The 24702-nt window shown below is 59.4% G+C and carries 27 protein-coding genes, 1 tRNA gene and 1 pseudogene; 12 read left to right on the top strand and 17 right to left on the bottom strand.

Translation table 11 applies throughout. The features are described 5' to 3' along the window. Positions 1-230: 230 nt before the first annotated feature. From thrC to NW862_RS06360, 4 genes are all read left to right on the top strand, one after another. Positions 231-1571, top strand: a complete 1341-nt coding sequence (thrC, locus tag NW862_RS06375; protein WP_414427023.1) for a threonine synthase — start codon at positions 231-233, stop codon at positions 1569-1571. A 93-nt stretch (positions 1572-1664) separates the two neighbouring features. Further along, the gene (locus NW862_RS06370; RefSeq protein ID WP_414332996.1) at positions 1665-2189 is read left to right on the top strand and encodes a fasciclin domain-containing protein; all 525 of its coding nucleotides are present in this window, start codon (positions 1665-1667) and stop codon (positions 2187-2189) included. A gap of 36 nt (positions 2190-2225) precedes the next feature. Then, positions 2226-2501 (top strand): ubiquitin-like small modifier protein 1, encoded by a 276-nt coding sequence (locus NW862_RS06365; protein WP_414332997.1) that lies wholly within the window; start codon positions 2226-2228, stop codon positions 2499-2501. 17 nt (positions 2502-2518) lie between these two features. Continuing rightward, complete coding sequence (locus NW862_RS06360) at positions 2519-3106, top strand: DNA-3-methyladenine glycosylase (RefSeq protein ID WP_414332999.1); 588 nt, start codon at positions 2519-2521, stop codon at positions 3104-3106. 1 nt (position 3107) lies between these two features. On the opposite strand, the gene NW862_RS06355 is transcribed toward NW862_RS06360, so the two are convergent. The 3 genes from NW862_RS06355 to NW862_RS06345 all read right to left on the bottom strand — a co-directional run bounded on the left by NW862_RS06355 (position 3108) and on the right by NW862_RS06345 (position 5235). Next, entirely contained in the window at positions 3108-3812 is a 705-nt protein-coding gene (locus NW862_RS06355) for an alpha/beta hydrolase (RefSeq protein ID WP_414333000.1), read from the bottom strand. A 24-nt stretch (positions 3813-3836) separates the two neighbouring features. Continuing rightward, positions 3837-4850, bottom strand: coding sequence for an oxygen-dependent coproporphyrinogen oxidase (hemF, locus tag NW862_RS06350; protein ID WP_414333037.1), 1014 nt, complete (start codon positions 4848-4850; stop codon positions 3837-3839). A 142-nt stretch (positions 4851-4992) separates the two neighbouring features. After that, positions 4993-5235, bottom strand: coding sequence for a Ycf34 family protein (locus NW862_RS06345; protein WP_011434378.1), 243 nt, complete (start codon positions 5233-5235; stop codon positions 4993-4995). Between the two features lie 214 nt (positions 5236-5449). On the opposite strand from NW862_RS06345, the gene NW862_RS06340 reads away from it, so the two are divergent. The 4 genes from NW862_RS06340 (at position 5450) to NW862_RS06325 (ending at position 8097) form a co-directional block, all read left to right on the top strand. Further along, a complete protein-coding gene (locus NW862_RS06340; RefSeq protein WP_414333001.1) occupies positions 5450-5743 on the top strand; it encodes a hypothetical protein in 294 nt (97 codons plus the stop codon). A 356-nt stretch (positions 5744-6099) separates the two neighbouring features. After that, positions 6100-6237 (top strand): hypothetical protein, encoded by a 138-nt coding sequence (locus NW862_RS06335; RefSeq protein ID WP_414338475.1) that lies wholly within the window; start codon positions 6100-6102, stop codon positions 6235-6237. Between the two features lie 81 nt (positions 6238-6318). Next, complete coding sequence (locus NW862_RS06330; protein WP_414333004.1) at positions 6319-7578, top strand: MDR family MFS transporter; 1260 nt, start codon at positions 6319-6321, stop codon at positions 7576-7578. Between the two features lie 150 nt (positions 7579-7728). Further along, on the top strand, positions 7729-8097 hold the full coding sequence (locus tag NW862_RS06325) for a YccF domain-containing protein (protein WP_414333005.1): 369 nt from the start codon (positions 7729-7731) through the stop codon (positions 8095-8097). Between the two features lie 83 nt (positions 8098-8180). On the opposite strand, the gene NW862_RS06320 is transcribed toward NW862_RS06325, so the two are convergent. Both NW862_RS06320 and NW862_RS06315 read right to left on the bottom strand, forming a co-directional pair. Then, positions 8181-9242, bottom strand: coding sequence for a DUF1611 domain-containing protein (locus NW862_RS06320; protein ID WP_414338481.1), 1062 nt, complete (start codon positions 9240-9242; stop codon positions 8181-8183). After that, the gene (locus NW862_RS06315) at positions 9242-10294 is read right to left on the bottom strand and encodes a dipeptide epimerase (RefSeq protein WP_414348296.1); all 1053 of its coding nucleotides are present in this window, start codon (positions 10292-10294) and stop codon (positions 9242-9244) included. Before NW862_RS06315 ends, NW862_RS06320 begins: the two co-directional genes overlap by 1 nt. 116 nt (positions 10295-10410) lie before the next feature. Between NW862_RS06315 and NW862_RS06310 the strand changes: the two are divergent. Continuing rightward, a pseudogene (locus tag NW862_RS06310) lies at positions 10411-10686 on the top strand (thiamine pyrophosphate-dependent enzyme); the annotation flags it as partial. On the opposite strand, the gene pheA reads toward NW862_RS06310, so the two are convergent. The 4 genes from pheA to sppA all read right to left on the bottom strand — a co-directional run bounded on the left by pheA (position 10623) and on the right by sppA (position 14405). Further along, complete coding sequence (pheA, locus tag NW862_RS06305; RefSeq protein ID WP_414403083.1) at positions 10623-11582, bottom strand: prephenate dehydratase; 960 nt, start codon at positions 11580-11582, stop codon at positions 10623-10625. The pseudogene NW862_RS06310 and the gene pheA sit on opposite strands and share 64 nt — an antisense overlap. A gap of 20 nt (positions 11583-11602) precedes the next feature. Next, positions 11603-11971, bottom strand: coding sequence for a late competence development ComFB family protein (locus NW862_RS06300; protein WP_414333012.1), 369 nt, complete (start codon positions 11969-11971; stop codon positions 11603-11605). 103 nt (positions 11972-12074) lie between these two features. Continuing rightward, complete coding sequence (alr, locus tag NW862_RS06295) at positions 12075-13304, bottom strand: alanine racemase (protein ID WP_414427022.1); 1230 nt, start codon at positions 13302-13304, stop codon at positions 12075-12077. A 66-nt stretch (positions 13305-13370) separates the two neighbouring features. After that, entirely contained in the window at positions 13371-14405 is a 1035-nt protein-coding gene (gene sppA, locus NW862_RS06290; protein WP_414333015.1) for a signal peptide peptidase SppA, read from the bottom strand. Between the two features lie 233 nt (positions 14406-14638). Here sppA and NW862_RS06285 point away from each other — a divergent pair. After that, a tRNA-Ala gene (locus tag NW862_RS06285) sits at positions 14639-14711 on the top strand. Positions 14712-14928: 217 nt separating this feature from the next. On the opposite strand, the gene NW862_RS06280 is transcribed toward NW862_RS06285, so the two are convergent. From NW862_RS06280 to NW862_RS06245, 8 genes are all read right to left on the bottom strand, one after another. Further along, a complete protein-coding gene (locus NW862_RS06280) occupies positions 14929-15387 on the bottom strand; it encodes a fasciclin domain-containing protein (protein ID WP_414333017.1) in 459 nt (152 codons plus the stop codon). Positions 15388-15512: 125 nt separating this feature from the next. Next, positions 15513-16823, bottom strand: coding sequence for a CO2 hydration protein (locus tag NW862_RS06275; RefSeq protein WP_414333019.1), 1311 nt, complete (start codon positions 16821-16823; stop codon positions 15513-15515). A gap of 123 nt (positions 16824-16946) precedes the next feature. Next, positions 16947-18440, bottom strand: coding sequence for an NADH-quinone oxidoreductase subunit M (locus NW862_RS06270; protein WP_414333021.1), 1494 nt, complete (start codon positions 18438-18440; stop codon positions 16947-16949). 47 nt (positions 18441-18487) lie between these two features. Further along, positions 18488-20323: an NAD(P)H-quinone oxidoreductase subunit F gene (locus tag NW862_RS06265; RefSeq protein ID WP_414333023.1), complete on the bottom strand. Its 1836-nt coding sequence runs from the start codon at positions 20321-20323 to the stop codon at positions 18488-18490. 397 nt (positions 20324-20720) lie between these two features. Beyond that, positions 20721-21677 (bottom strand): NAD(P)H-binding protein, encoded by a 957-nt coding sequence (locus NW862_RS06260; RefSeq protein WP_414333025.1) that lies wholly within the window; start codon positions 21675-21677, stop codon positions 20721-20723. A gap of 284 nt (positions 21678-21961) precedes the next feature. Next, positions 21962-22252 carry a 4a-hydroxytetrahydrobiopterin dehydratase gene (locus NW862_RS06255; protein ID WP_414338497.1) on the bottom strand — a complete coding sequence of 97 codons (291 nt, stop codon included), beginning with the start codon at positions 22250-22252 and terminating at the stop codon, positions 21962-21964. A 78-nt stretch (positions 22253-22330) separates the two neighbouring features. Beyond that, positions 22331-22852, bottom strand: a complete 522-nt coding sequence (locus NW862_RS06250) for a GNAT family N-acetyltransferase (protein WP_414333028.1) — start codon at positions 22850-22852, stop codon at positions 22331-22333. 2 nt (positions 22853-22854) lie between these two features. Then, positions 22855-23025 (bottom strand): hypothetical protein, encoded by a 171-nt coding sequence (locus NW862_RS06245; protein ID WP_414333030.1) that lies wholly within the window; start codon positions 23023-23025, stop codon positions 22855-22857. Between the two features lie 217 nt (positions 23026-23242). Here NW862_RS06245 and NW862_RS06240 point away from each other — a divergent pair, with 217 nt between their 5' ends. Beyond that, positions 23243-24022, top strand: a complete 780-nt coding sequence (locus NW862_RS06240) for a cysteine hydrolase family protein (protein WP_414427021.1) — start codon at positions 23243-23245, stop codon at positions 24020-24022. A gap of 44 nt (positions 24023-24066) precedes the next feature. Beyond that, the gene (locus NW862_RS06235) at positions 24067-24519 is read left to right on the top strand and encodes a cupin domain-containing protein (protein WP_414333033.1); all 453 of its coding nucleotides are present in this window, start codon (positions 24067-24069) and stop codon (positions 24517-24519) included. Positions 24520-24702 lie beyond the last annotated feature (183 nt).

Here is a 24702-nt window from a genome sequence, read left to right as displayed (position 1 = left end):
GATAGAGGGCTATCCCCAAATCTCGGCAAGAGGAAAAGGCTCCTTGGCCAGACCCCCACCAGTTTGCCGCCCCGAGGTTGCCCAAACCGGCCAGGATCCCGCTCTCCCCAGTCGAATCTAATCCAGACTATTTTAGTCGGATTTGGTTGACGGGATAGATCGGGGGTGATAAGATGGCCCCCGACGATGGGTAAACAAGATCCAGCCCTTTCTCCTGCCTGAGGCTCCCTATGACGCAAACCCTTTCCCAACGCCCGCTCGTGCCTGCCGCTGCCCCGGCGGCTCCTGCCCTGCGCAACCCCCAGGTGGGCTTCAGCCGCTTGCGCTGCCGCGAATGTGGGGCTGAGTACGAGCCGGTGGCTAAGCACGTGTGCGACCTGTGTTTTGGCCCCCTGGAAGTGGTCTACGACTACGACTGGCTCAAGGGCACCGTCAGCCGGCAGAGCATCCAGGCCGGGCCGCTGTCCATCTGGCGCTATCGGCCTTTTCTGCCGGTGGTTTCGGAGCGGCCCATCGATGTGGGCACCGGCATGACGCCTCTGGTGAAGGCGGAGCGGCTGGGCCGGCGGTTGGGGTTGAAAAACCTCTACATCAAAAATGACGCCGTCAACATGCCCACCCTCAGCTTTAAGGATCGGGTGGTGTCGGTGGCCCTAACCCGCGCCAAGGAGCTGGGCTTTACCACCGTTTCCTGCGCCAGCACGGGCAATCTGGCCAACTCCACCGCCGCCATTGCCGCCCACGCCGGCTTGGATTGTGTCATCTTCATCCCGGCGGACTTAGAAGCGGGTAAGGTGCTGGGATCCCTCATCTACAACCCCATCGTCATGGCGGTGGAGGGCAACTACGACCAGGTCAATCGCCTCTGCGCCGAGGTGGCCGATCGCTACGGCTGGGGCTTTGTCAACATCAACCTGCGCCCCTACTACGCAGAAGGCTCGAAAACCCTGGCCTACGAGGTGGCGGAGCAACTGGGGTGGCAACTGCCGGATCAGGTGGTGATCCCGCTGGCGTCCGGATCCCTGTACACCAAGATTTACAAAGGTTTCCAGGAGTTTGTGAAGGTGGGGCTGGTGGCGGAGAAGCCGGTTACCTTCCACGGCGCCCAGGCCCAGGGCTGCTCACCCATTGCCCAGGCCTTTCGCGAAGGACGGGATTTTGTTACTCCTGTTAAGCCCAATACCATCGCCAAGTCCATTGCCATCGGCAACCCTGCCGACGGCATCTACGCCCTGGAGATCGCCCGCAAGACCGGCGGCCAGATCGCGACGGCCACGGATCCCGAGATCATCGCTGGCATCAAGCTCCTGGCCGAGACCGAGGGCATCTTCACCGAGACCGCCGGCGGCACCACCATCGCCGTGCTCAAACACCTGGCCGAAGCCGGCCAGCTCGATCCTGAGGCGGTTACGGTTGCCTATATTACCGGCAACGGCTTGAAGACCCAGGAGGCAGTACAGGCGCAGGTGGGCCATCCGCTGCTGATCTCGCCCAAGCTGGAGAGCTTTGAACAGGCGTTGGAGCGGGCCCGCACCCTGGAGCGGCTGGACTGGCAAGAGGCCTCGGTTTGAAGCGAGGGGGATCCCCCTGGGCTCTTAACGGAGTCTTAATGAAGAACTGTTACAATCCCTGGTACAGGCCCACTTGCTCAGGAGCTTTGCACCATGCCTATCTTTCGTTCTGTCCGTCACTTTGCGCGTCGCTGCCTGCCGGTGGCGGTGGCTGTGTTGACCCCTCTTGCTTTGGCTCCCACGGCTCGGCCCCAGGGGCTGAACACCATTGCCGTTGAGCTGGAAACTTTGCCCAGCAGCTACTCGACGTTGGCGGCGGCTTTGCGGGCGGCGGGGCTGAACACGGCGTTGGCGGGGCCGGGGCCATTTACGATCTTTGCCCCTTCCAATGTAGCTTTTGGCCAACTGCCGCCGGGCACCGTAGAGACGTTGTTGCAGCCGGCCAACCGGGATCAGCTCACCCGCATCCTCACCTATCATGTGGTGCCGGGGCGGATTACCTCGTTTGACCTGCGGCCCGGCCAATCGACTACTCTGACCACCTTGGCAGGGCTGCCGCTGCGGGTGCAGGTGGGATCCGATGGCAGCATCCGGGTCAACGGGGCCAACGTGAACCTGGCGGATATTCCGGTCTCGAACGGGGTGATTCACGGCATTGACGGGGTGCTGCTACCCTAGTCTTCTAATGTTGGTCGATGGACGAAGCATTGGCTTATGGCGGTCAAGGTGTTGATTCCCACCACGCTGCGGGCACTCACCCGGGATCAGGAGGTGGTGAATTGCGAGGGATCCACAGTTCGGGAGTTGCTGGAGGCCTTGGAGCAGAGCTATCCGGGCATCAAGGCGCGGCTGTGCGACGAGAAGGGGGAATTGCGCCGCTTTGTCAATTTTTATGTCAACAGCGAAGATATTCGTTTCCTCAACGGCTCCGACACCCCTCTTCAGGATGGGGATGAGGTGAGCATCGTCCCTGCTGTTGCCGGGGGCTGAGGCCTGCCGAGTCTGCCGTGGATCCCAGGGATTGGTTAAGCCAGCCGGCGCCGCTGGTGGCGCCTGCTTTGCTGGGCATGGTGCTGGTGCGGCAATTTGCCGATGGGCTGCAGGTGCGGGCCCAGATCGTGGAAACGGAAGCCTACACCGCCGGAGATCCGGCTTGCCACGCCTATCGCCGCAAGACCCGGCGCAATCAGGTGATGTTCGGGCCGCCGGGCCATCTCTACGTCTATCGCATCTACGGCCTCTACCACTGCTTGAACATCGTCACCGACGCGGAAGGGATCCCCTCGGCAGTTTTGATCCGGGCAGCCCAGTTGGATTGCCTGCCGGAGTGGATCCCGGCCAGTAAGCGCTCGAAGCCTGCACGGGTGGCGTCAGGGCCGGGCCTGCTCTGTCAGGCGTTGCGCATCGACGGATCCCACAACGGCTGGCGGCTGGAGCGGGCGGAAGCCGGCCAGGAAGGCATTTGGCTAGAGGGATCCCCCGCTTGGGAAGCACAGTTGCCCATCGTCCAGACCACCCGCATTGGCATTACCCATGGGGCCGAGCTCCCCTGGCGCTGGTACATTAAGGATCATCCGACGGTGTCGCGCTATTAGGTCACGCTTTCATTGGCGAATCTCTTCTATCCAACCGGTTTTGCAACCACGTCTGAATATCCCGCAGGCTCTCCGGAGCAACTTCATGGCCCATCTCGTACTCGCGATAGGTGAAGTTCAGCGGCAACGGGGCGAAATAGTCCCGGATCTGGCGGCCAAAAGCAATCGGCAAAACGGCATCGGCAGTGCCATGAACCGCCAAGATGGCCAGGTGTTTCATCCGCTCCGGCTCCACCGCCTCGGCCAGGATCTCTGGAGATAGGCGCCCACTCATCGCCACCACCCCTGCCAGCTTCTCCGGCTGGGTCAGAGCCAAATACAGGCTCATGATCGCCCCCTGGCTAAACCCCAGCAAATACACCTGGCCTGGATCCAAAGCAAGATTAGAAAGATCCGGGAGCCCATCCGGCAACACCTGCTCCAGAAAGCGGCTCAGGAGCTGGAGGCTATCGCGTGCCTGCTGCGGATCCCCCACCAGCCCTTCCGGCGTCCAGGCCATTTCAAACCAGGCAAACCCGCCTACACCCCAAGCAATGGGGGCTCTCAAGCTGATCACCGCAAACCGGGGATCCAGATAGGGAGCCAACTGGAACAAGTCCCCCTCGTGGCTGCCGATCCCGTGCAGCATCACCAACACAGGTGCGGATCCCAGGCCGGCTTGGCGGGGGGGCTGAAAGCGGTAGGCGAGGGGCAAAGGGGGAGACACACAGACATCCTCCAGACGGGGAAACTATGCCCAATCCTGGGGGTGCCGCAGAACCTGGTAGAGCTTGGCTTCCCAGGTGCCCGGCTGCGGCTCGTAGCCGTATTCCCAGCGCACCAACGGCGGCAGCGACATCAGGATCGACTCGGTGCGGCCTTGGGTCTGGAGCCCGAAGATCGTGCCCCGGTCGTAGACCAGGTTAAACTCCACATAGCGCCCGCGCCGATAGAGCTGGAATTGTCGCTCCTGCTCCCCCCATTCCATTCCCTGGCGCCGCTCCACAATGGGCACATAGGCCGGCAAAAAGGCCTCACCACAGGCTTGCACCAGCTCAAAAAGATGCTCCCAACTGCGGCATCCCACCCGCACTTGCAGCGGTGGCGGTTCAGTCGCAAGCTGGTCGGGATCCCCTTCTGCCTGACCCTCAGGACGGTAAAGGAGGCCGGGGCGCTCATCCTGATAGTCGAAGAAAATGCCGCCAACGCCGCGGGCCTCACCCCGGTGGGGCAGGAAAAAGTAGCGGTCGCACCAGATCTTGAAAGCCGGGTAGTAGGCGGGATCCAAGCGGTCACAGGCCGCCTTGATGGTGCGGTGAAAATGGGCCGCATCCTCCTCAAACAGGTAATAGGGGGTGAGATCCATGCCGCCCCCAAACCACCAAACCGGCCCCGCCTCGAAATAGCGATAGTTCAGGTGAACCGTCGGCACGTAAGGGTTACGGGGGTGCAGCACCATGGAAGTGCCGGTGGCATAGAAAGAATGCCCTGCCGCTTCTGGGCGCTGTTTCAGAATCGAGGGGGGCAGATGGGATCCGAACACCTCGGAAAAATTGACTCCCCCCTGCTCAAATACGTCTCCCTGCTGGATGACCCGCGAGCGCCCACCCCCTCCGCCAGGGCGTTCCCAACGGTCTTCGCGAAACTTGGCTTTGCCATCCAGGGCTTCCAGACGGGCACAGATGTCATCCTGTAGGCGCTGCATGAACCGGCTCACCTGTTGGCGGGCGTCCACCGGCAGCGCTGTCGGGCTTGAGGCCAGCATCATCGTCTTCCTATCTCTCGCAACTTGCCAAAAACATCCCCAGTCCCAACAAACCCTCTCAAGCTGGGGCAGCCGAACCCAAGAGCTCTGACCGCCCCTGGACGGTACAGTGCGCAGCTTAGGTCCAGGCCATTCTGGGATCTTACGTGGGAACCGCCTCGTAGGGACGGAGCCGCGCCCATTTGTTCCGTTCCTCGCGAAAGCTCTGGCAGCCCACCACATCCCATTCCATCTCCGTGCCGCCGTTGCGGATATTGACATTGATCTGGGGGCCTTGCGGCTCAAAATCCGGCGTCAAAGTGAGATGGGGCTGCTGATGCTGCGCTTCCACGGCATGGTAGGTGGTGCAGCGGTCTACGTAGTAGCAGTGAATACAAATACACATGGTTGCTGCCTGCAAGAGACGGTTCCCGATCTCGAGAGTAGCATCCGGCCCTTTTCTAGACAGGGGATCCCCTCTTTCTCAGCCGGCTCTTGAGATATTTCTTAGCAAACAGAGGCATCTCCTCGTCTCTCATCTAGAATCTCGACATACTTCTCAGGCTGAGGCTGGATCTGCCTCTAGGATCGAACTATCCAGGCTATCCCAAGGAATTGCCATGAACACCCACACCCGCTACCGCTTCACCTGCACCCTCTCCTTTGGAGATATTTACGGCCAGATCATCATTTGGTTGATTGTCATCTTTGCCAGCCTGGGCGCTGCCCTCTCCCTGATGAATAGCCCCCTCTATGCCTTTCTCACCATCGCCCTGATTTTGGTCATTTCCCTGCCTTTTTTGCTCTTCGCCTTTGTGACCACCCTGCTCAACCACATCGAGTTTGTGGCCGTTCCCCCTGAGGCAGAGGAAGAGCGAGCTGTGGCAGCCAAGTCGCGGATGGCCGTCGGCTAGCAGCCAGTGGGCCCCTTCCGGCGCTAAGGATGCCGCAGGTTGGCCAGCCGTTTCGGTGGCCAGCGGGGCTTTCTGCTTAATACTTGTTTAAACTCCGTCAGATTTTGTCTATAATTGAGTCGGCAGGCCTGACAGCTTTTTCCACCTTCAGGAGAGTTCTGCAGCCAAGCAGGATCCTAATCTATGCAAGGGATGGATCTACCTTGGCTGAGGGAGATGACGTGGTAAGAAGCTGTACCGTTTGACCTCTTGGCTGGTCTTGCTGCCTTGCTTGCAGAGGCGAGCCGGCTGAGGATGGCTTAGGAGAGGGCTGCAAGTCAGTTCAGGAAGATGGGTGTGCTGTAGTGACGAAGGTGATGGACAATAGCTTGGCGCAGCTCGACTACCGAGTGTACAGGTTGGCGCGGCTGTTGAGCGAGTATTTGAATTTGGGGGAATTGATTGCCCTGTCTGTTGGCTCTCTGCAGGAGGGGCGTTCTCGCAATGGAGATTAGGCTGGGCCTGATCTACCCGGGCGCTGGCGTCGGCAAGCGGGATCCCGTAGCCTAGGTAATTTGTCCTCCGTTACAGCCCCTATGCGGATCCCTTCCTGGTGGCCGAAGCTCAGTTTTCAGGTCTGGCTGATCTTCATCGGTCGGCTGCTTTCCCAAACCGGAACCGGCTTTACCCTGTTTTATGCCACCCTCTTTTTTGTCAATCGGGTAGGGCTGACCGCCACCCAAGTGGGCTTGGGGCTGGGCGTTATGGCTTTTGCCGGGGTGTTTGGCCGCATCCTGGGCGGCTCGATGGCCGATGGTTCTTGGGGGCGCCGCTCCACGTTGATCCTCTCGCTGTCTATTTCTGCCGTGGGATCCTTTGGGTTTGCGCTCTCCTACGAGTTCTGGAGTTTTGCCTTGGCCAACGTGGCGGCAGGTTTGGGGCAAGGGTTATACTGGCCGCCTGCAGAAGCGATTGTAGCGGATCTAACCACGCGCGAGCAGCGCAACGAAGCCTACGCTCTCAACCGCCTGGGGGATAGCCTGGGTCTCAGCCTTGGGGTGGCTATGGCCAGCACGCTGGTGGCTCTGACGGGGGCCTATCGGCTCTTGTTTGTAATCGATGGTGTTACTTTTCTAATCTTTTTGGCGGTGCTCTGGTTTTTCATCCGGGAAACCCGGGCCACCTGTTCGGCGACAGAGCCTGTGTTAGCAGGTTGGAAAACCGCCCTTGGGGATCGCTCTCTCTTGGTGTTTGGCCTGTCGAATATCCTGTTCACCACTTACATCGCTCAGCTCAGCAGCAGCATGCCCCTCTACTTCCGCAATCGGGTAGGGATCCCAGAGGTGCAAATCGGCATTCTGTTTGCCTTACATGGGGCTCTGATTGCTCTGCTGCAGATGCCGGTGGCCCGTTGGCTAAACCGCCGCACGCGCGTCCAAGGGTTGCAGGGATCCGCCCTAATGTGGGGGGTGGGATTTCTCCTGGTTTGGCTCAGCGGCCTGGCGGCAGGGCTGGGAACCGGGCCGGCTTTGGGGGTGGCGGCCTTGGCTCTGGTGGTGCTCTCGTTGGCGTTGGTGAGCTATAACCCCTCGGCCTCTGCTTTGGTGGCGGATTTGGCGCCGGATCACTTGCGGGGGGTGTATCTGTCGGTCAACTCCCTCTGTTGGGCGGCAGGATTTGCCGTTGGCCCCATGATTGGGGGGATGGCCTTGGACTTGCCGCAACCGTGGGCAAGCGGGTTGTGGGTCTTTTGGGTGATCAGCGTCGGCCTGGTTTTGGGGATCCTCGGCTTTCTTAATCGCATTCTGCCCTGCCAGGTGAATAGAGCCACAGCGCCTCTGATCGTGGAGCCCTAAAGCGCAGAAAAGAAGCGGATCTGGGGATCCCGGCTTGGCCAGTAGCTTGTTAGGATCAATCCGTCCTCAAAGATGGGTCTTGAGACCCAGTTTTTTGGGTGAGGATGCCGAACAGGAGGGCTCTGGTCTCAACGGTGGAGGATCTGAATCGTGAGCTTGATTGGCAACATCATTTGGCTCATCTTCGGGGGCTTGCTGACAGGTTTGGGCTATATCTTGGGAGGGCTGAGCCTCTGCCTGACGATCATCGGCATTCCTTTTGGCTGGCAGAGCATCAAACTGGGGTTTGCAGTGCTGGCCCCTTTTGGGAAAGAAGTGGTGGAGTATCCCGATGCCAACAGCCCGCTGCTGCTGATCTTTAACGTTATCTGGCTATTGCTGTTCGGCTGGCCGCTGGTGCTTAACCATCTCTTCTGGGCTCTGATTCTGGCCATCACCATTGTCGGGATCCCTTTTGCAAAACAACACATGAAGTTAATTATTTTGTCCTTGTTGCCCTTTGGCCGAGATCTGCGCTGAGGAAGTGGGTGGACTTGGGATCTCGCCTTTTGATTTCCGAAGACTTCGCCAAGCTGACGGTAGGGGCGGATGCAGACTATGGGTCATCCTGCCGCCAAAATCGCCTCCAACAAGGGATCCGCCCCAAAGCGCACCACATCGGTACAGGGCCGTCCGGTCTCGGCTTGCACCTGGCGGATCTGCTGCAGCGCCGCTTCTTCCTCCCAGCCGAAGGTATTGAGGGCAATCCCCACCACCGGCACAGGGGCGAAGGCACCAGCAGCCATGGCCACCTGTTCGTACAGCTCGATCACCTTGGACAAAGGTGGGATGGGCACGTAGTCCATCCCTTTGATATGGGTCTGGCCGGCTCGGTGAACCAAGATCAAATGGGTGGGCTGGGATCCCCGCAGCAGGGGCAAGGTCGCTGTAGAGGCGGGGTTGAGCAGGGATCCCTGGCCTTCGAGGTGCAAAATGTCGTGGTCAAAGCCAGAGCGCAGCACCAGTTGCTCCACCGCTCCGCTGGCATAGTCCACCCGCACCGCATCCAACGGGATCCCCTCGCCGCTGATGAGGATCCCGGTTTGTCCGGTGGCCAAAAAGCGGGAGCGCAGTCCCCGTCTCAGGCTGGCCCGGTGCAGCTCCAGGCTGGCGGACATTTTGCCCACGCTCATGTCGGTGCCCACCGTCAACACCCGTTTGCAGGGCAAGGTGCGGGCCAAAGCTTTTCCCACCGACAGGTTGGGGGGTTCGCGGCGAATGTCCCAGATCCAGGCTCCCGGCTGCAGCCACTGCCGCAACTGGGGATCCTCGGCCAGAGGCGTGTGGAGACCGTTCACCAGAGATAGGCCGGCTTGCAGGGCTTGGCGCAACTCCTCCCGCCAGGCTTGTGGCAACTGGCCGCCCGAAGGGGCAATCCCGATCACGAGCACTTCAGGCCGGTAGGCCAGCGCCTCCGCCACCGAGGCCACAATGGGAATGGCTTTGGCGATGCCGGTCAGATGAACCAGGGATCCCCCCGCCTGCTCCCGGTCGATCACCGCCACCACCGGGAAAGGCCCGTAGCGCAGCAGCCCCAAGCCCGTTTTGCCGTGCTCCCCCAGCAGGCCACCGTGGAGCAGGATGGCCACCCGAGTTTGGCTGGATAGGGATCCCGGCTTTCCCATTACTCCTCCCGCAGCTCTACCCCCAAGCCCGGTCGGTCGGTGGGGATGAGACGGCCCTCCTGCAGGACGGCCCCGACGAAGGGATCCTCGACAAGATTGAGGTGGCTGTCCAAATCCAGATAATCCACCAGTGGGGCCAAGTGGGCCGCCGCCGTATTCCCCAGAGCCGTGTTGCTGTAGCAGCCCAGCATCACCTGCAGCCCGTAAGATTTGGCCGTGTGGATCATGCGCCAGGCTTCGCTGAGGCCCCCACATTTCATCAGCTTGATGTTGATGCCGTGGACGCGATCCGCCAGGGCAGGAATATCGCGGCTGTCGCAGCAGCTCTCATCCACAAAGATGGGCAGCTTCGACTCGTGCCAGAGGGTGATCAGCTTCGCCTCCTGCCCCCTCTCCAAAGGCTGCTCTAGGTAGCTCACCCCTTGCCCCGCCAGCCAGTTGCTCATGCTCAAGCTCTGCTCCACCGTCCAAGCCCCGTTGGCATCCACTGTAATCAAGGATCCCAGCGGGATCACCTCTTGCACAGCAATCAGCATGTTCTGATCCGCCCTCAGCCCCAAGTCGCTACCCAGCTTGATCTTAAAGGCCCGCGCTTGGGTCTGTTCCATCCAGGCCAAGGCCCGCTGGCGGGCCGCTTGAGGGGTGGAAATGCCAATGGTCAACGTGGTGGACGGAATGCGGGAGCGATCCAGCCCCCACAACTGCCACAGGGGCTTCTCCAGTCGTTTGCCCATCCAATCGTGCAGAGCCATATCCACCGCCGCCCGCGCCGCCGACGGGATCCCGGCCTGCAGCAACTGAGCCTCGATTTGCTGGCGCTCCCAGGGGGAGTGGCGCCTCAGGATCCCTTTGGCCACATCTAGGCCCATGAGGATATCGTCCAGGGACTGGTGGCAGTCGTCGCTTAGCGAGAAGGGACAAGCCTCTCCCCACCCTTCAATCCCCTCTTCCTCGATCCGCACCCACGCCAGCGCAGCCTCACTGTAGGTACCTCGGCTGATGGTCAGGGCATAGCGCTTGTGAACGGTGAAAGCTTCAACATAAAACCGCATGGGCATCTCCAGAGGAGAGAAAGCTTTGAGGGGCAATTCCATTCGAGCTTAGCTCGGTTCCCACCGCCCCCTAGCTCAGAAAAAAAGTTATCCCCTGCCCTGTCCGCTGTCTATGGTGGAGGGCCCGCCTTTACTACTGCGACAAACCCAACACCTGTCTCATCTCCAATGGCTTTGCCGCCATGGGCATCGCCATTGCGGGGGCTTTGGCCGCCAAATTGGTACATCCTGACCGCCACATCGTGGCCGTGACTGGAGATGGCGGCTACGGGTTGATCGGGTGGCAGCAGTATGGCGTCAAGCTGGCGGAGAGCATGGGGCTCAAAGGCTACCCTGTCTCAGAGAGCAGGGCTCCTGCTGCTTGGGATAGACCACCCTGTTTGCAGAGGTCATGCACGGGGTAGCTGCCGAAGAGCTTCAAAGTTTCCGCAATCGCTTCCAGCGCCGCAATCACCTCTGCATCCAGATAGGGCTGGCCGACCGGATTCTCCAGATCGACAAAAAAGACATAAGTCCCCGCCGATTTTTTGGTGGGGCGCGATTCAATACGCGACATGTTCAAGCCCCGCTCCGCAAAGACTTGCAGCGGCTTCAGCAGCGCCCCCGGCACATTGTGGGGCAGGCTGAAGGCCAAGGAAGTGTGGGATCCTCCAGGGGAAGCGGGCGCCCCATCCTGTCGATCTGAAGGCGAAAGCGGCCCACGGCCCACCACCCAAAAGCGGGTGCAATTGTCGGGGTGATCGTTGATTGGGCAGGCCAAGACCGGCAATTGGTAGAGGGTGGCAGCTCGTTCTGAGGCAATGACGGCGGCGCCGGGCTGCTGCAGGCGATCCAATTCTTCGGTGGTGGAGCGGGTTGGGATCAGCGTGGCTTGAGGCAAATGGGCTCTCAGCCACGCCTGACATTGGGCCAAAGCCTGCGGGTGGGAATAGACCTGCTCAATGTGCTGCAACTGCGAGGCACGTCCGATGAGGGCATGGCGAATCGGTAGGATCAGCGCCTGGCGGATGCTCAGCCCCTCCAGTTGCCAGAGGGCGTCCAAGGTCATGGAAACGCCGCCCTCTACCGAGTTTTCCACCGGCACCACCGCCCAGGGTTGCTGGCCGGCAGCTACCGCCTCCAAACAAGCGCTGATCGTCGGATAGGGCACCAAGGGATGGGATCCCTGGCTGTGCAGGTGAGGCTGCTCGGGGCAGGCCAGCAAAGCAGCCAGCTCCGTGTAGGTTCCGGCAGGGCCGAGAAAGGCCACCGGCGAAGCGGAAACGGTCACGTCAGCAGTGGGTAGCACTGTCGGGGGCATTCCTGCAATCAATTGTCGCTGGGGGCCAGCTCTAACTCGGTCGCGTCAGCGGTCTGGACGAGCAGCAGAGGACAGTCAGGTTCTGGGCAACGGGGATTGGCCGCCACCTTTTCCATGGCCTTCACCACCTCCAACCGGATCAGCCTCTGCAACTCCTGATCCGCTTGAATGGCTTCCAAAGTGTGAAGAGAGCCATGAAAACTGGTGGCGTAGCGAGGCTGGAGATTGTTCAAGGCCAGGGCGGCAGCATCGTGACAGAATCTCTCGCAGAAGCAGTAGCGCTGCTGGCTTTCCAGGAGGAGCATCTCGTTTATGGCTTCGAGGACGGCCCGCTCCATTTGATTTTCCAGCCTCCTCAGGGGTTTGCGTGTCTCCATGGCTGCCTCCTTGTAGCTTCCCTTACCGATGGCGAATTCCCCTTTAAGCGGGATCTGGCCAGCCGGAGTCTCTAGCGACCTCCTATCCTCTAGAGTACCCAGCTCAGTAAACAATGTTGGTGCTGGCAGCCTCTCCATTGACCAACACTCTCGGCAGACGAGCAGAAAGCCCACACAGCAGTTCGTAGGCAATGGTGCCCGCCTGGTCAGCCCAATCCTGCACAGACAAACCCATATTTGCCAGCTTGGGGCCCAGCAGCTCCACCACGTCCCCCACCTGTATATCCGGCCTCTCGGTGACATCCCACATACATTGATCCATTGTGATCGTGCCCACCTGTTGGATCAGGCCGCCGCGCACCCATCCTCGCAGCCAGCCGGAAAGCCGCCGTGGGATCCCGTCCGCATAGCCGATGGCCAGAGTGGCAATGCGACTGGGGCGAGAGGTGATGTAGCGATGTCCGTAGCTCACGCCGGTTTGGGCGGGCACGGTTTGAATGTGGGTCAGCCGCGCCTTGAGACGCAAGATCGGCTGTAAACCCGGCACCGGCAGGTGGGGAGCAGGCGACAAGCCATAGAGGACCAACCCCAACCGCACGCGGGAGTAGTGAAGACGGGCCAGAGCGCCGGCGGAGTTATCCAGATGCAACGGTGGCAAGGGATCCCCGGCTTGGCGAATCTGTTCCACCACCTGGGCAAAGCGGGCGTGCTGCTGTTCCATGGCCGGAGAATGGGGCTCGTCTGCCGTCGCCAAATGGGAAAACAGGCTACAGCCCGCCAGCTCCGGGATCCGACAAATCTGCCCCCACACGGCTGCGGCTTCGCTCCAGGGGATCCCCAAACGGGTCATGCCCGTATCTACATTGACATGCACCGGGACGGGTCGCCCGGCCCAGCGGGCCACCTGGCGCATCAGGGGGATTTGCTCGGCGCGGGTAAGGCTGACCTCCAGCCGAGCTGCCATGGCCTGCTGCAGCTCCGCCCAGGTGTTCAAAGCTCCCAAGACCAAAATCGGAGCCTGCAGCCCCATTTGCCGCAACTCGATCCCTTCCGCTAGGGTGGCCACACACAGCCCTTTGACGCCGGCAGCAACGGCCACAGGAGCCACCAAGTGGGCCCCATGCCCGTAGGCGTTGGCCTTGACCACTGCCCAGATCTCGGTATCCGGCGACAAGCGGGCCTGCAACAGCCGCAGATTTTCCCGCAACTGGGCCGCGTCGATTTCCACCCAAGCCCGACTGGTTGACAGCTCCAGGTCGATGGCGCCATCCTGCTCTGCCCCCTGGGATCCTTCCCTTAGGGCGCTCCCCTGATCCCCCCAATTGCTCCGCACTGCCTGCGGAACCGCTTCTCGATTCACCACTTCACCCCCCCACACCCAAACCGGTCGTGATTAGATTTAGCGCAAAGTCCGCTCCGGCGCCATCCACAGCAGCGGCACGTCTGGGATCCCAGCAACCGCGTCGCCGGCCAACAGCCGGCTCAGCCAAGCAGCTTGCCTTTGCGGGGACAATCCCTGGCTGAGCAGTCGTCGCAGTGCCCGTTGGAAGCCATCTCCCCCACCTGCGGGCGACAAAGAGGGATCCCCGGTCATGCGCCGCAGATCCTCCACCGCTTCGGTGTATCCCCCCAAAGCATCCACCAAGCCCACCTCCACAGCTTGCGCCCCGGTGAAGATGCGCCCATCGGCCAACTGTCGCACTCGCTCTTCGTCCAAGCTTTGTCGCCGCGCGATCATCTCTGCGTCCAACACCTGCTCTGCCCCTTTTGCTGGCAGGTGCTGGCGTCCTTGGGCCACATCGCGAATGAACTGGTCAAGGGTGTTCTCCACCAAGCCCTGCAGAAGGCGCTGCTCTTGAGGAGTGGCGCTGCGGAAGGGAGAGAGGATGTCTTTGTACTCGCCGGTTTTGAAGGTCTGCGGCTCGATGCCGTAGTTCTCCAGCAACTTGCCAAAGCTGAGGCCGCTGATGATGACCCCTATGCTGCCGGTCAAGGTGCCGGGGTTGGCATAGATTTTGTCGGCAGCACTGGCCACGTAGTACCCCCCACTGGCAGCGATGTCTTCCAGGATGGCGACCACCGGCTTGCCGGCTTCGTGTAGAGCGGTTACGGCACGGTAAAGTTCCTGGCTGGATCCCACGGCCCCGCCCGGGCTGTTGATGCGCAGCAATACAGCCTTGACGGCGCGGTCTTGCACTGCCTCCCGCAACTGTTCCACAGGAGAGGTGGGCAGGCCTACCAAAGTCGAGCCCCGTGGACCTCCTATCGTTCCTTCCAGGGTGACCACCTCGATGCGATCTGCCCCCCGCGCCGACTCCAGGCCAAGCCGAGCCGACTCTGAGGCAGGTCGTGTGCCGCCAACAATGGCCGCCATCAGGCAGACCACCAGCAAAGAAGCCGCCAAAATGCGGTTAAGCAGGGATTCCTCTGTCACAAGCCCCTCAATGTCACTGACTCTGTTCTATCACCCGGCAAGCTCCTCCGGTGGCCACAAGCCGAGAGCCTGGCAGAACCCATCCACCGAGCTCTTGACAAGCATCCACCGCCTGTCTACGATGAGTGCCTGGCACTTTTCACCAGCAAGCGGCTTCTTTAGGCTACACTGGTGATCTAAGAATGGTTGATAGTTGAAGGGAGAGGGCTCCCTTTTCTATCAACTGAAAACCTGGGGCTTTAGCTCAGTTGGTAGAGCACTTCAATGGCATTGAAGGGGTCAGCGGTTCGAGTCCGCTAAGCTCCATCCTCAAATAGAGAAAAGCTCCTCAGTCAGAGAATTGGGCCAGACGAGTACAAGCTTCGGATTCATCTGCGGGTGGAGTAAAGAGCGCGACATTGCTGCCGGCGAAACCCTCACCCTATGAAGGTGAGGAGATACGCAGAGCAAGAACCTCTAGCTGGGGAGAGTGTTCACAAGGACACTTTCCCCAACCCGCACTCAGGATTTGGTATGGATCCGTTTATCCTCTGGCCGAGGCAGTCAAGGCAGAGTTCATAATCGGCCAGAACCAGTGGGGCCGCATTAGGATCACCGTGTCGATAACGTGAATGATGCCGTTGTCGGCTTCGATATCCGCCTGGATAACGGTGGCATTGTTCACTTCAAACACATCCCCTTCGATAAACAGATCGATGGGGGATCCCTCTACTGAGCCCACGCTCTGGTACTTGGCCAAATCTGCCTTTTTCAGGCGACCGGGCACCACGTGGTAACACAAGATGCGGGTCAGTTGGGGGATGTTTTGCACCAGGGTGGTAATGGTGCCGGGGGGCAACTTGGCGAAAGCTGCATCCGTGGGGGCGAAAACCGTAAAGGGGCCGGGGCTTTTCAGAGTATCCACCAAGTTTGCCGCTTTCACGGCTGTAACTAGGGTGGAGAAACCCTCAGCAGAAACGGCAATATCGACAATATCAGGCATGGCCGAGATCCTTATTTTCTGAAAGTTGGGATGATAGGAAAGCCAAAGAAACAGGCAGTTGCAGAGCTACCTAGCCTGGACACAATCGAGGAGGGGAAGGGTCAATGCCTAGCACTTGAAGTCGGCTAGCGATAGTTCTGATCCTGAATGTAGGACAGGCGGGCTGCTTCTCGGATCCCGTATTCTGGTCGGGTGAAGCGATTGAGTTGTCCCTCAAAATAACGGCGGTTCATCATCAAATGCCGCGGATTGGGATCGTCCAAAGGATAGAGAAAAGCTGCCCTCCCCGCCTGGATCACGGCTGAGGTAACGTTGTACATGGAGCGCTGGAAGCTGATCCCAAGCTGGATCAGCATGTCATCTTCGCCGCGGCAATGCTTGCGGTAATACTCCACCAAATACTGGGGCAAAAAGTGGTACATATCCTGGTGCAAAAGCGTCGGCGGGATCCCAGCAGTGGCCACCGGAAACTTGTCGGCGTAGAGGATCCCATAGTGGAAGTCCAACTGGTTGGTGGGAACTTCGTTGGCCTGGGCGTTGTAGGACTTGGTGCCGCGGAAGGGAGAGGTGCGATAGAACACGGCCTCTACGTAGGGGAAAGCCGCCTCGTAGAGCCAGGTAAATCCCTTGGATTTGGGCACAATATCGTACCATTCCCCGCGAATGCGCACCCGGTGGTAGATGGGCCGCCCGGCAATGGCGAAGATCCCGTTGACCAAAAAGTTCATTGCCTCCGGCACGCTGGTGATTTTGCCCTCGTCGTAGAGGTCGCTCATCTCAAAAAAGACGGGGGCCATAATCTCCCAAAACAGGCCCAGCACCGAATACATGGTGGCCTGGCGGCAAAGTTCCAGAAACATGTCTGGAAAGAGCTTGTACAGGCCGGTCAAGAGAGGATTACCCTGACAGTAGGCGCGGATGGCGCGGTCGGCATTTTGTTTGTATTCCTCGGAATCCATATAGGGATCCAACAGGCCCCCCATATCCCGGTGCCAGAGCATGGCCCGCATACATTCTTCAGCAAATTCCATGTTGATGCGGTCATGCCAGAGGTGATGCAAAATCCGCGGCAGCTTGCGCTTGAGCTCCCCTTTTTCCATGAACTCCAGAAGTTCCGGGTGGGCCGTGGCGGGGCCGCGCCAAATGCGCAAATCTGCATTATCTCCCGCGTAGTGGTTGGCCAGCTTTAGGTATTCTTCGGGAATGATGAACTTAAAAAAGGGCAAGGGATCCACAAACACCTGCTCGGCAATGTAGAGCAGATCCCGCCAGTAGAAGTCCATCGGCACCGCATAGGCTTTGTAAAGGCCGATAATTTGCATCAGGTTTTCCGGCGTATCCGGCAGCATGGATCCCCCCGCTTCGAGGCGGTGGACTACATCCGCAAAAGGGTGGGTAGAAGGGGGAAGCTTGCGGGTTGTGAGGGTTGTCGTCATGGAAGAAGTCTCCAACTCTTCAAAAGCTCTGGATCCTTGCGGCTATGCGTCGAGATCTCAATTCGGTCTTGGACGCTTCCTGGAAGTTCTCCGATTGCTTTGGTCGCCTCCCGAGAAGGTGATCTAGGGAGAATGGGCAAAGTCGCCGGCTGAGGCCAAGATGAGGGTTTGGGCCTGAGCCACCTGGGTGGATAGAGTAAACGCCAACGGTTGCGGCCATTTCACCAGGTTCATAGGCTGGATCCCAAACCAGACGATCAAGGCAGTTAAGATAAAGCCCGGGATCCGCTCCCAACCTTGCACCCGTGGGTAGTAGGCGGTGCGGTTGTCCAATTTGCCGAAGCAGGTGCGGTTGAGCAGGATTACAAAATACACCGCCGTCAAGCCGGTGCCGCAGATGCTGATCAAGGTGGGCAAGGGAAAATCTTGGTAGCTGCCCTGGAAGATCAAAAACTCCGCCACAAAGCCCACCAAGCCCGGGATCCCGGCGCTGGCCATGCCGCCCAAAATCAGCAGGGCACTCACGGTGGGCAGGCCGCGCAGGGGATTGAGCAGGCCGTTGAGCACGTCCAGATCCCGCGTTCCCACCTTGCGCTCCACCAGGCCCACCAGATCAAACAGCAGCGCCAAAATCAGGCCGTGGGAGATCATCTGCACCATCGCCCCCGTCAGGCTAATCGGTGTGGCCGCCGCCATGCCCAGCAGGATATAGCCCATATGGCCAATGGAGCTGTAGGCCACCATGCGCTTGATGTCTTTTTGGGCGATGGCCGCCAAAGCCCCCGACAGCACAGCAATGGCCCCCCACCAGGCCAGGATCCCGCCCAGATCGGCCCAAGCTTGGGGAAACAACTGCAGCCCAAAGCGAAACAGACCATAGGTGCCCAACTTGGAGAGCACCCCACCCAGCAGGATCGCCACCGGCGGCGAAGACTCGCCGTAGGCGTCGGGCAGCCAGGTGTGGAGAGGCACCAGCGGCATCTTGATGCCAAAAGCCACAATCAACGCCAAGAGTGTCAGGGTTTGGGCAGCAGGGCCCAGAGAGCTAATGCGAACCTCGGCCAGCTCAAAGGTATGGGGATCCCCTAGCCAGTAGATGGCCAAAAACGCCCCCAACAGGAAGATGGCAGAGACAGCGGTGTAAATCAAAAACTTGATGGCGGCGTAATCCCGCTTGGGGCTGCCCCAGATGGAAATAAGCAGGTAGATCGGGATCAGCACCAGCTCGTAAAAGAGGAAAAACAAGAGCAGGTTCTGAGCGGCAAAAGCCCCGTTGACCGACCCGCTCATGAGCAAAATGCAGCCGTAAAAGAGATTGGGCCGCTTCACTTCCGGCTCCGCCGTCAGAATGGCGATGAGGGTGAGCAGCCCGTTCAGGGCCACCATCAACAAAGACAGCCCATCCAAGCCCAGGGAGTAGCTCAGCCCAATTGGCGGGATCCAATCCCACCGCTGCTCCCACTGCAAGCCGGTCGCCTGCAAGTCGAAGCGGGTAAATAGGAGCAGGGAGATGGCCAGCGGGATCGCGGCCAAGACCACCGCCAGCTTTCGCCCTCCCAAGCCCAGGAACAGGAGCAGGGATCCCACAATCGGCAACACAATCAAGGCACTCAGCATCGTCTTTTTCCTCTTTTCTAAGGACTCCGTCCTGCCACCACCCAAGCCTAGAGAATGAGCCAGCCCAGCAGGGCCACCCCCACCACAATGGTCAGCACATAGGCCTGCAACTGGCCGGAGGTGGTGTATTTCAGGACTTGGCCGCCTGCCAGCACCGCCAAGCTGGTCAAATTCACCAAGCCGTCCACCACGTAGCGATCAAAGAAAGCCGTGACATCAGAGATGATGCGCACCAAAAACACCACACTGGCTCGGTAGAGCTTGGAAGTGTAGAAGTCGTTGGCCAGCAGATCCTGCCAGTCGGCCAAGAAAGCCCAGTCCACCGGCCGCCGCTCCCGCGGTAGGTACAGCCAGGCTCCCAAGGCGATGCCCGCCAAGCTGGATCCCGTCATCACTCCAACGGGGATCCCTTCTAGGACGGGAATGAGATCCAGCGCCGCCAGGATCATGGGCATGTGCAGCGCCACTCCCATGGTGACTGTGCTGGGCAACATCATTGGCCAATGCACCTCTGGGGAACGCTCGCTCATCTGCTGCGGCTTACCCCCCCAAACCAGGCCGAAGACCCGCGTCAGCCCCAGCGCCGTCACCGCATTGGTAACCAGCACCACTGCCGCCCACAGCCCCTGCCCCGATTGCGCCAACTGCTGCCACAGATCCGTCAACACCCAGAAGGAGCCGAAGGGGGGCAAGGCGATGATCCCGGCCATCCCCGTCAAAAAGCACAGGCCGGAGATAGGCCGCCGCGACCACAAGCCCCCCAGGTAGCGCAGATCCTGGGTAATGCTGTTCCAGATCACCATACCCAGCGCCATCACCAGCAAGGCCATCGCCGGCGCATAGGTGAGCAGCAGTTGGTAGGCTTGTTGGGTGTGTCCTGTGCCCACCGCTACAAAGATCAAGCCCATGTAGGCGCTCACCAGATAGGACAAGGCCCGCTTGGCATCGATTTGGGCCAGGGCCACGAAGGCTCCTCCCACTGCCGTCAGTGCCCCGATCACCAGCATCACTTCCAGCACGGTTGGGGAAAGAGCATAGAGCGGTTGCAGGCGAATCAACACCCAAGCTCCCGTGCCCACCACCACCGAGTTGCGCAAGATCGAGGCCGGGATCGGCCCCTCCATCGCCTCATCCAGCCACAGGTGCAGGGGGAACTGGGCACACTTGCCCACCGGGCCAGCCAACAACCCCAGCCCCGCCAAAGTGATCAAGGTCGGATCCACAGAGATAGCTCCTGCCTGCACCGACTTTGCCCAAGCCGTCAAGTCCTCAAACTCCCAGGATCCCGTCAGGGGGTAGATGGCGATGACCCCCATCAAGAGCAACAGGTCGCCAATGCGCTTGGTCAGAAAAGCATCCCGCGCCCCTGTTACCACCAGCGACTGGTTAAACCAAAGGCCCACCAACAGGTAGGTGCCCAGAGTCAAAATTTCCAAGATGACGTAGCTAAAAAACAAAGAGTCGCACAAGGCCAGAGCGCACATCCCCCCCTCAAATAGGCCCAGCAAGGAGAAAAACCGCGCCCAGCCCCAGTCCATTTCCATGTAGCCGAACCCGTACACCTGAGCCGCTAGGTTCAGCCCCGTCACCACGGCGCAGGCCCCCAGCGTTAGCGATGAGACCTGCAGCGGCAGCTCCAATACCAGATCCCCCACCTGCAGCCAGGGCAGCCGAATCACCTGCGACGGCTGATCCCAAATTGCCACCAGCGCTCCTACACTGTGCAAGAACGCCAGCAAAGTCAGCAGCGCATTCAGATAGCCCGCCGGACGGGGTCCTGTGCGCCGGGTAATTCCTGGGGACCAGATTAGCGCTCCCGTCCACGCCACCAAGGCATAGAGGGGAATGAGCCATGCAGTTGTGATCAGCCCGTTCAAGCTCATAATCCTCCTTCGGCCAGGGATCTTGGCCAAACTGGAACACTCGCTGAGATCCTGCAAGAAATCTTAAAAAGCATCCTAGCGGAGAACCGAGATAGATAAAAATTGAACTTTCCGATGAGATCTCTAGGTAAGAGTCTATGCTTTAAGAGCGGGTAGCCAGGTGGTCTCTGTTGTTGTGACCACCTTGCTTTTTATCCTCACTACTTCTATAGGGTAGATGGGAACAAGCTCCTTGGAAACCTGAGGATCCGCGGTTGGGTGGATCCAGTTTCCGGTGCTGTTTCCGATCCAGCAGGACGGGCGCGCCCCAGTTCAGCTCTTCTCCCCAGTCCGCTACTCAATCAAGTCGCTATGGAATTGCTATTGTGAAGTTGCTATGAAGATCAAGAGCAATGCCCTAGAAAGGCGTCTTGACTTTGGGTTGCTTGACCTTGAGTTCGCGAATCCGTTTCAACATTTTTTGGAAATACTCGGCCAGGTAATCTTCAAGCGAGGTCAGAGAGGTCAGTTCAATCCCCAAGGTTTCGCACACAGCTGTCATATCGGCATGCATGGGTTCTTTGGCAGCAATCACCTCGACAAAGGCCAGCCGGTCGGCAATGTTCCAGCTCCACTGAAAGAACTGGGCCACCTTACGCGCTCCTCGCAGCAGTCCCAAGGGCATGGTGCTGACCTTGGCTTTTTTGCCGGAGAGCTGCTCGCACAGGGCGATGACTTCTTGGGATGTCCAGGCCTTGGGCCCCACCAAAGGGAAGATCTGCTGCTTGGCGCCTTCGACACTAAGGGATCGCACAGCAAACCGGGCTGCATCTAAGGTGTCGACGTAGGCTGTGGGGATGCTCTCGCTGGCTACCCAAACAATTTGCTCTTCCAAAATGGGGATGGCATACTGGCCGATCAATCCCTGCATGAAGCCCGCCGGACGAAAGATGGTGTAGGGCATCTGGGATCCGATCAAGTACTTCTCGATGTGGTGCTTGAAATTCATCAGGGGCACATTGGGGTACTCATGCTGAGCACCCATGATGGAGAAAAAGACGAAGTGGCCCACTTGGGCAGCCCGTGCCGCATTGATCAGAGCAACTTTGCCATCCCAATCCACCTGGCGGGCGCTGAGGGTGTCGGTTACCCGCACCGTGGCACAGTCGATCACCGCCTCGACGCCTTCCATCGCCGCTCGGAGCGTGCTGGGCTGCAGTAGGTTCCCCACCTTGAGGTGGGCGCCCCATTCACTCAAGAAAGCAGCCTTGGCCGGGTTTCGCACCAGACAAGTCACCTGATGCCCTTCTTCGATGGCCCGCCGCACCACCTGACGGCCCAGCGTTCCCGTTGCCCCCACAACCAGCACGTTCATAAAATTATCATTTCTTAACCTTAGGCTTAGTCTATCAGACAAAGGCAGCTTCCAACACAGAAGGATAGCTTGGTAGCCCCGAACTGGAGTGCGGGGCGGAAAAGCCCGTAATTGGCAATAACAGCGCCTTTACGAGTTTGTTTTTGAACTGCGTAAGAATCCCCCGCCTTTAGGCAGTGGGAGTGTCAAAACTCGGCCCAACTCTAAGCCATGAACAAAACAGGGATCCCCGACCCAAGGAGCTTTGCAGGGATCCCCGGCTCAGTCTGCTGCCGAGAGAGTGTTCACCCAGCCAGCTCGTTCATGCGTTGTGCCAAGGTGAAATCCAGTTCCGTAATGCCTCCGGCATCGTGGGTGGTGAGATCCACCCGCACGCGGTTGTAGACATTGGTCCACTCGGGGTGATGCCCCATGCTCTCGGCCACCAAAGCCACACTGCTCATCCAGCCGAAAGCTTCCACAAAGGAGCGAAATTGAAACTGGCGATGCAGCTTCCCCTCCTGCAAAGACCAGCCAGGCAGCTCCTCTAGCTTGGCCTGGATCTCGGCTTCACTGAGTTTGACAGGTCTGGACATGGGCCTTCCCTCCAGTCGATGCCATCGTTTCCATCACGTTTTCATCAAAAGAGCGGCTGCGGGCAGATCCCAGCTTCTTTACAAAACTTCGTAGTCTTCCAGTTCCTGGGAGGCGGCAGCAGGGCCGAGGGGTTTGTATAGCCAGTAGCCTTGCACAGCAAAGTGGGCCTGCCTATAGAAGTTAAGGGCAGCTTGATTGTGGCGGTAAACCTGCAAGGTGATGGCCGACAACTGCTGCTGGGATCCCCAGCGTTCTACCTGTTGCAGCAAAGCTCTGCCCAGCCCCCGCCGACGATGGGCGGGATCCACCCAGAGCAAAAAAACGTAGGCCACCCGACGATGAGTGGCTTGGTCGGTAGAAATGCCGGCCCACACGCCGCCCACCGGCTCCCCTGTTGCTTCGTTGAGGATCCACCAGCAGGGAGTACGGGGGGGGTCAAAGAGGCGATCCAGGGTCGCTTCCAGGTGATCCCACTGGCTTTGCTCGGGGAAAGACTCCTGCAAGGTGGCCTGCAATCCCCGCCGCACCCAGGGCCGATCCCAAGCAGAGCCAATGCGCCAACGGTAACCAGCAGGCAGAGGGATCTCCAGTTCAGCCATCCTCAAACATTCGCGGAAGAAAGGTCGGCAAGACCCATCGATGTTACTTCCTCTACCGGGGCCGGCTGGGCCATATCTTCCGGCAGAAACGAGCGGATGCTCACCACCACCAGAGTAAATAGGAACACCAGCAGGATGAGAGCGGGAAAGATATACTGCCGTAGAATGTTCATATTTCTACATAACCTTGGCCTTTACAGTATAGTCCAGAGCAGGATCTCTGGTCGGCCTTGTGGCAACCTTCCCCAGCCCCTATCGACTAACCGGGCGGGATCCCGCGCGTCAACAAGGTGAGAGACTGTAGCCTATGATTCCAAAGTAAGCTCCGTCGTGCATTAAGGTTAAGCGCAGGTAGGTAGGTACTTGCCCTGACCCGTGAGCGGAGAGCCGATGAGCCCCCCAAGCCGCCCCTTAAAGACTTTGGGGATCCCTCCCAATGCCTGGGCTGTGAACGCCGCAATGGCCGACATCACCCGCCCGCCTTTAGAGCCTCGGCCCATCCTGCTGCCTACCTCCAGCAAAACCCTGCGCCTGGATCTGGCCAAAGCGGCGCTGCTGGTCATTGACATGCAAAACGACTTTTGCCACCCCGACGGGTGGCTGGCCAGCATTGGCGTCGATGTTACACCGGCGCGAGCTCCCATTGGCCCCCTGAAAACTCTATTGCCCCGCCTGCGGCAGGCCCAGGTGCCGATCGTGTGGGTCAACTGGGGCAATCGGCCCGACCTGCTCAACATCAGCGCCGGCCTGCGACACGTCTACAATCCCACCGGAGAGGGGGTAGGGCTGGGGGATCCCTTGCCCAAAAAGGGGTCTTTGGTTCTCACCCGCGGCAGTTGGGGCGCGGCTGTGGTGGAGGAATTGGAAGTCAAACCCGAGGATATTTGGGTGGATAAGTTCCGCATGAGTGGCTTTTGGGACACCCCTCTCGACAGCATTCTCAAAAATCTCGGACGTACCACCCTCTTTTTTGCCGGCGTGAACATCGATCAGTGTGTTATGACCACGCTGCAAGACGCCAATTTCCTCGGCTACGACTGCATTTTGCTAGAAGACTGCGCCGCCACCACCTCTCCTGAGTACTGTCTGCGGGCCACCCTTTACAACGTCAAGCAGTGCTTTGGCTTTGTTGCTTCCTCTGCTGATTTGCTGGCAGCTCTCCCCTCTTAGCGCTTGCCACTTTCCACCCACCCTCTCTTGAGGGGAGGATCCCGATGCAAACGCTCTCCCGCTGTGTGATCCCAATCGTCAAAACTCCTGCCGATTATCAGGCCTATCGCATCAGCCCCCACGACACCAATCGTCTGGCCATTGTGTTCGATCCTTCTCATGCTCAAGTCTCGCTAACGTTCTGTGTCGAGATTTTCGATGAGGGAGGCAGAACGCCCCCCAATCGCCATCAAATGGCTGTGGAAATGTTTTTCGTGCTCAAGGGGGAAGGTTTAGCTATTTGCGATGGGAAAGCGGCCCCCATCAAAACCGGAGACAGCATCCTGGTGCCGCCGACCGGTGTCCACGAAATCCACAACACCGGCCCTGGCCGTCTCTACGCCCTCTGTATGATGGTGCCCAACGAAGATTTTGCCGAGCTGATCCGATCCGGGATCCCTGCTGACTTGGACGAAGAGGATCTGGCAGTTTTATCTGGGGGCTGGAGAAGGGCTTGAGCCTCAAGTACTCCTGGAGACTTGGGCCTATTCCAACAGCGGTTCTTACCCCTTCTGTCTATCCGCTTGGAGCCAAGCTTCCCTCCCAAGGCAAGGGATTTTGGGCTTTAACGTAAGGTGCGGAATTCCCCACCGTCTATACGGTGGGGATGGATAGCACCCTCTGACTGATTCTGGATGTAT

It is taken from the genome of Synechococcus sp. H55.8, from assembly GCF_047462375.1.
GTDB lineage: Bacteria > Cyanobacteriota > Cyanobacteriia > Thermostichales > Thermostichaceae > Thermostichus.
This window is presented reverse-complemented; position numbering and strand designations above follow the sequence as displayed.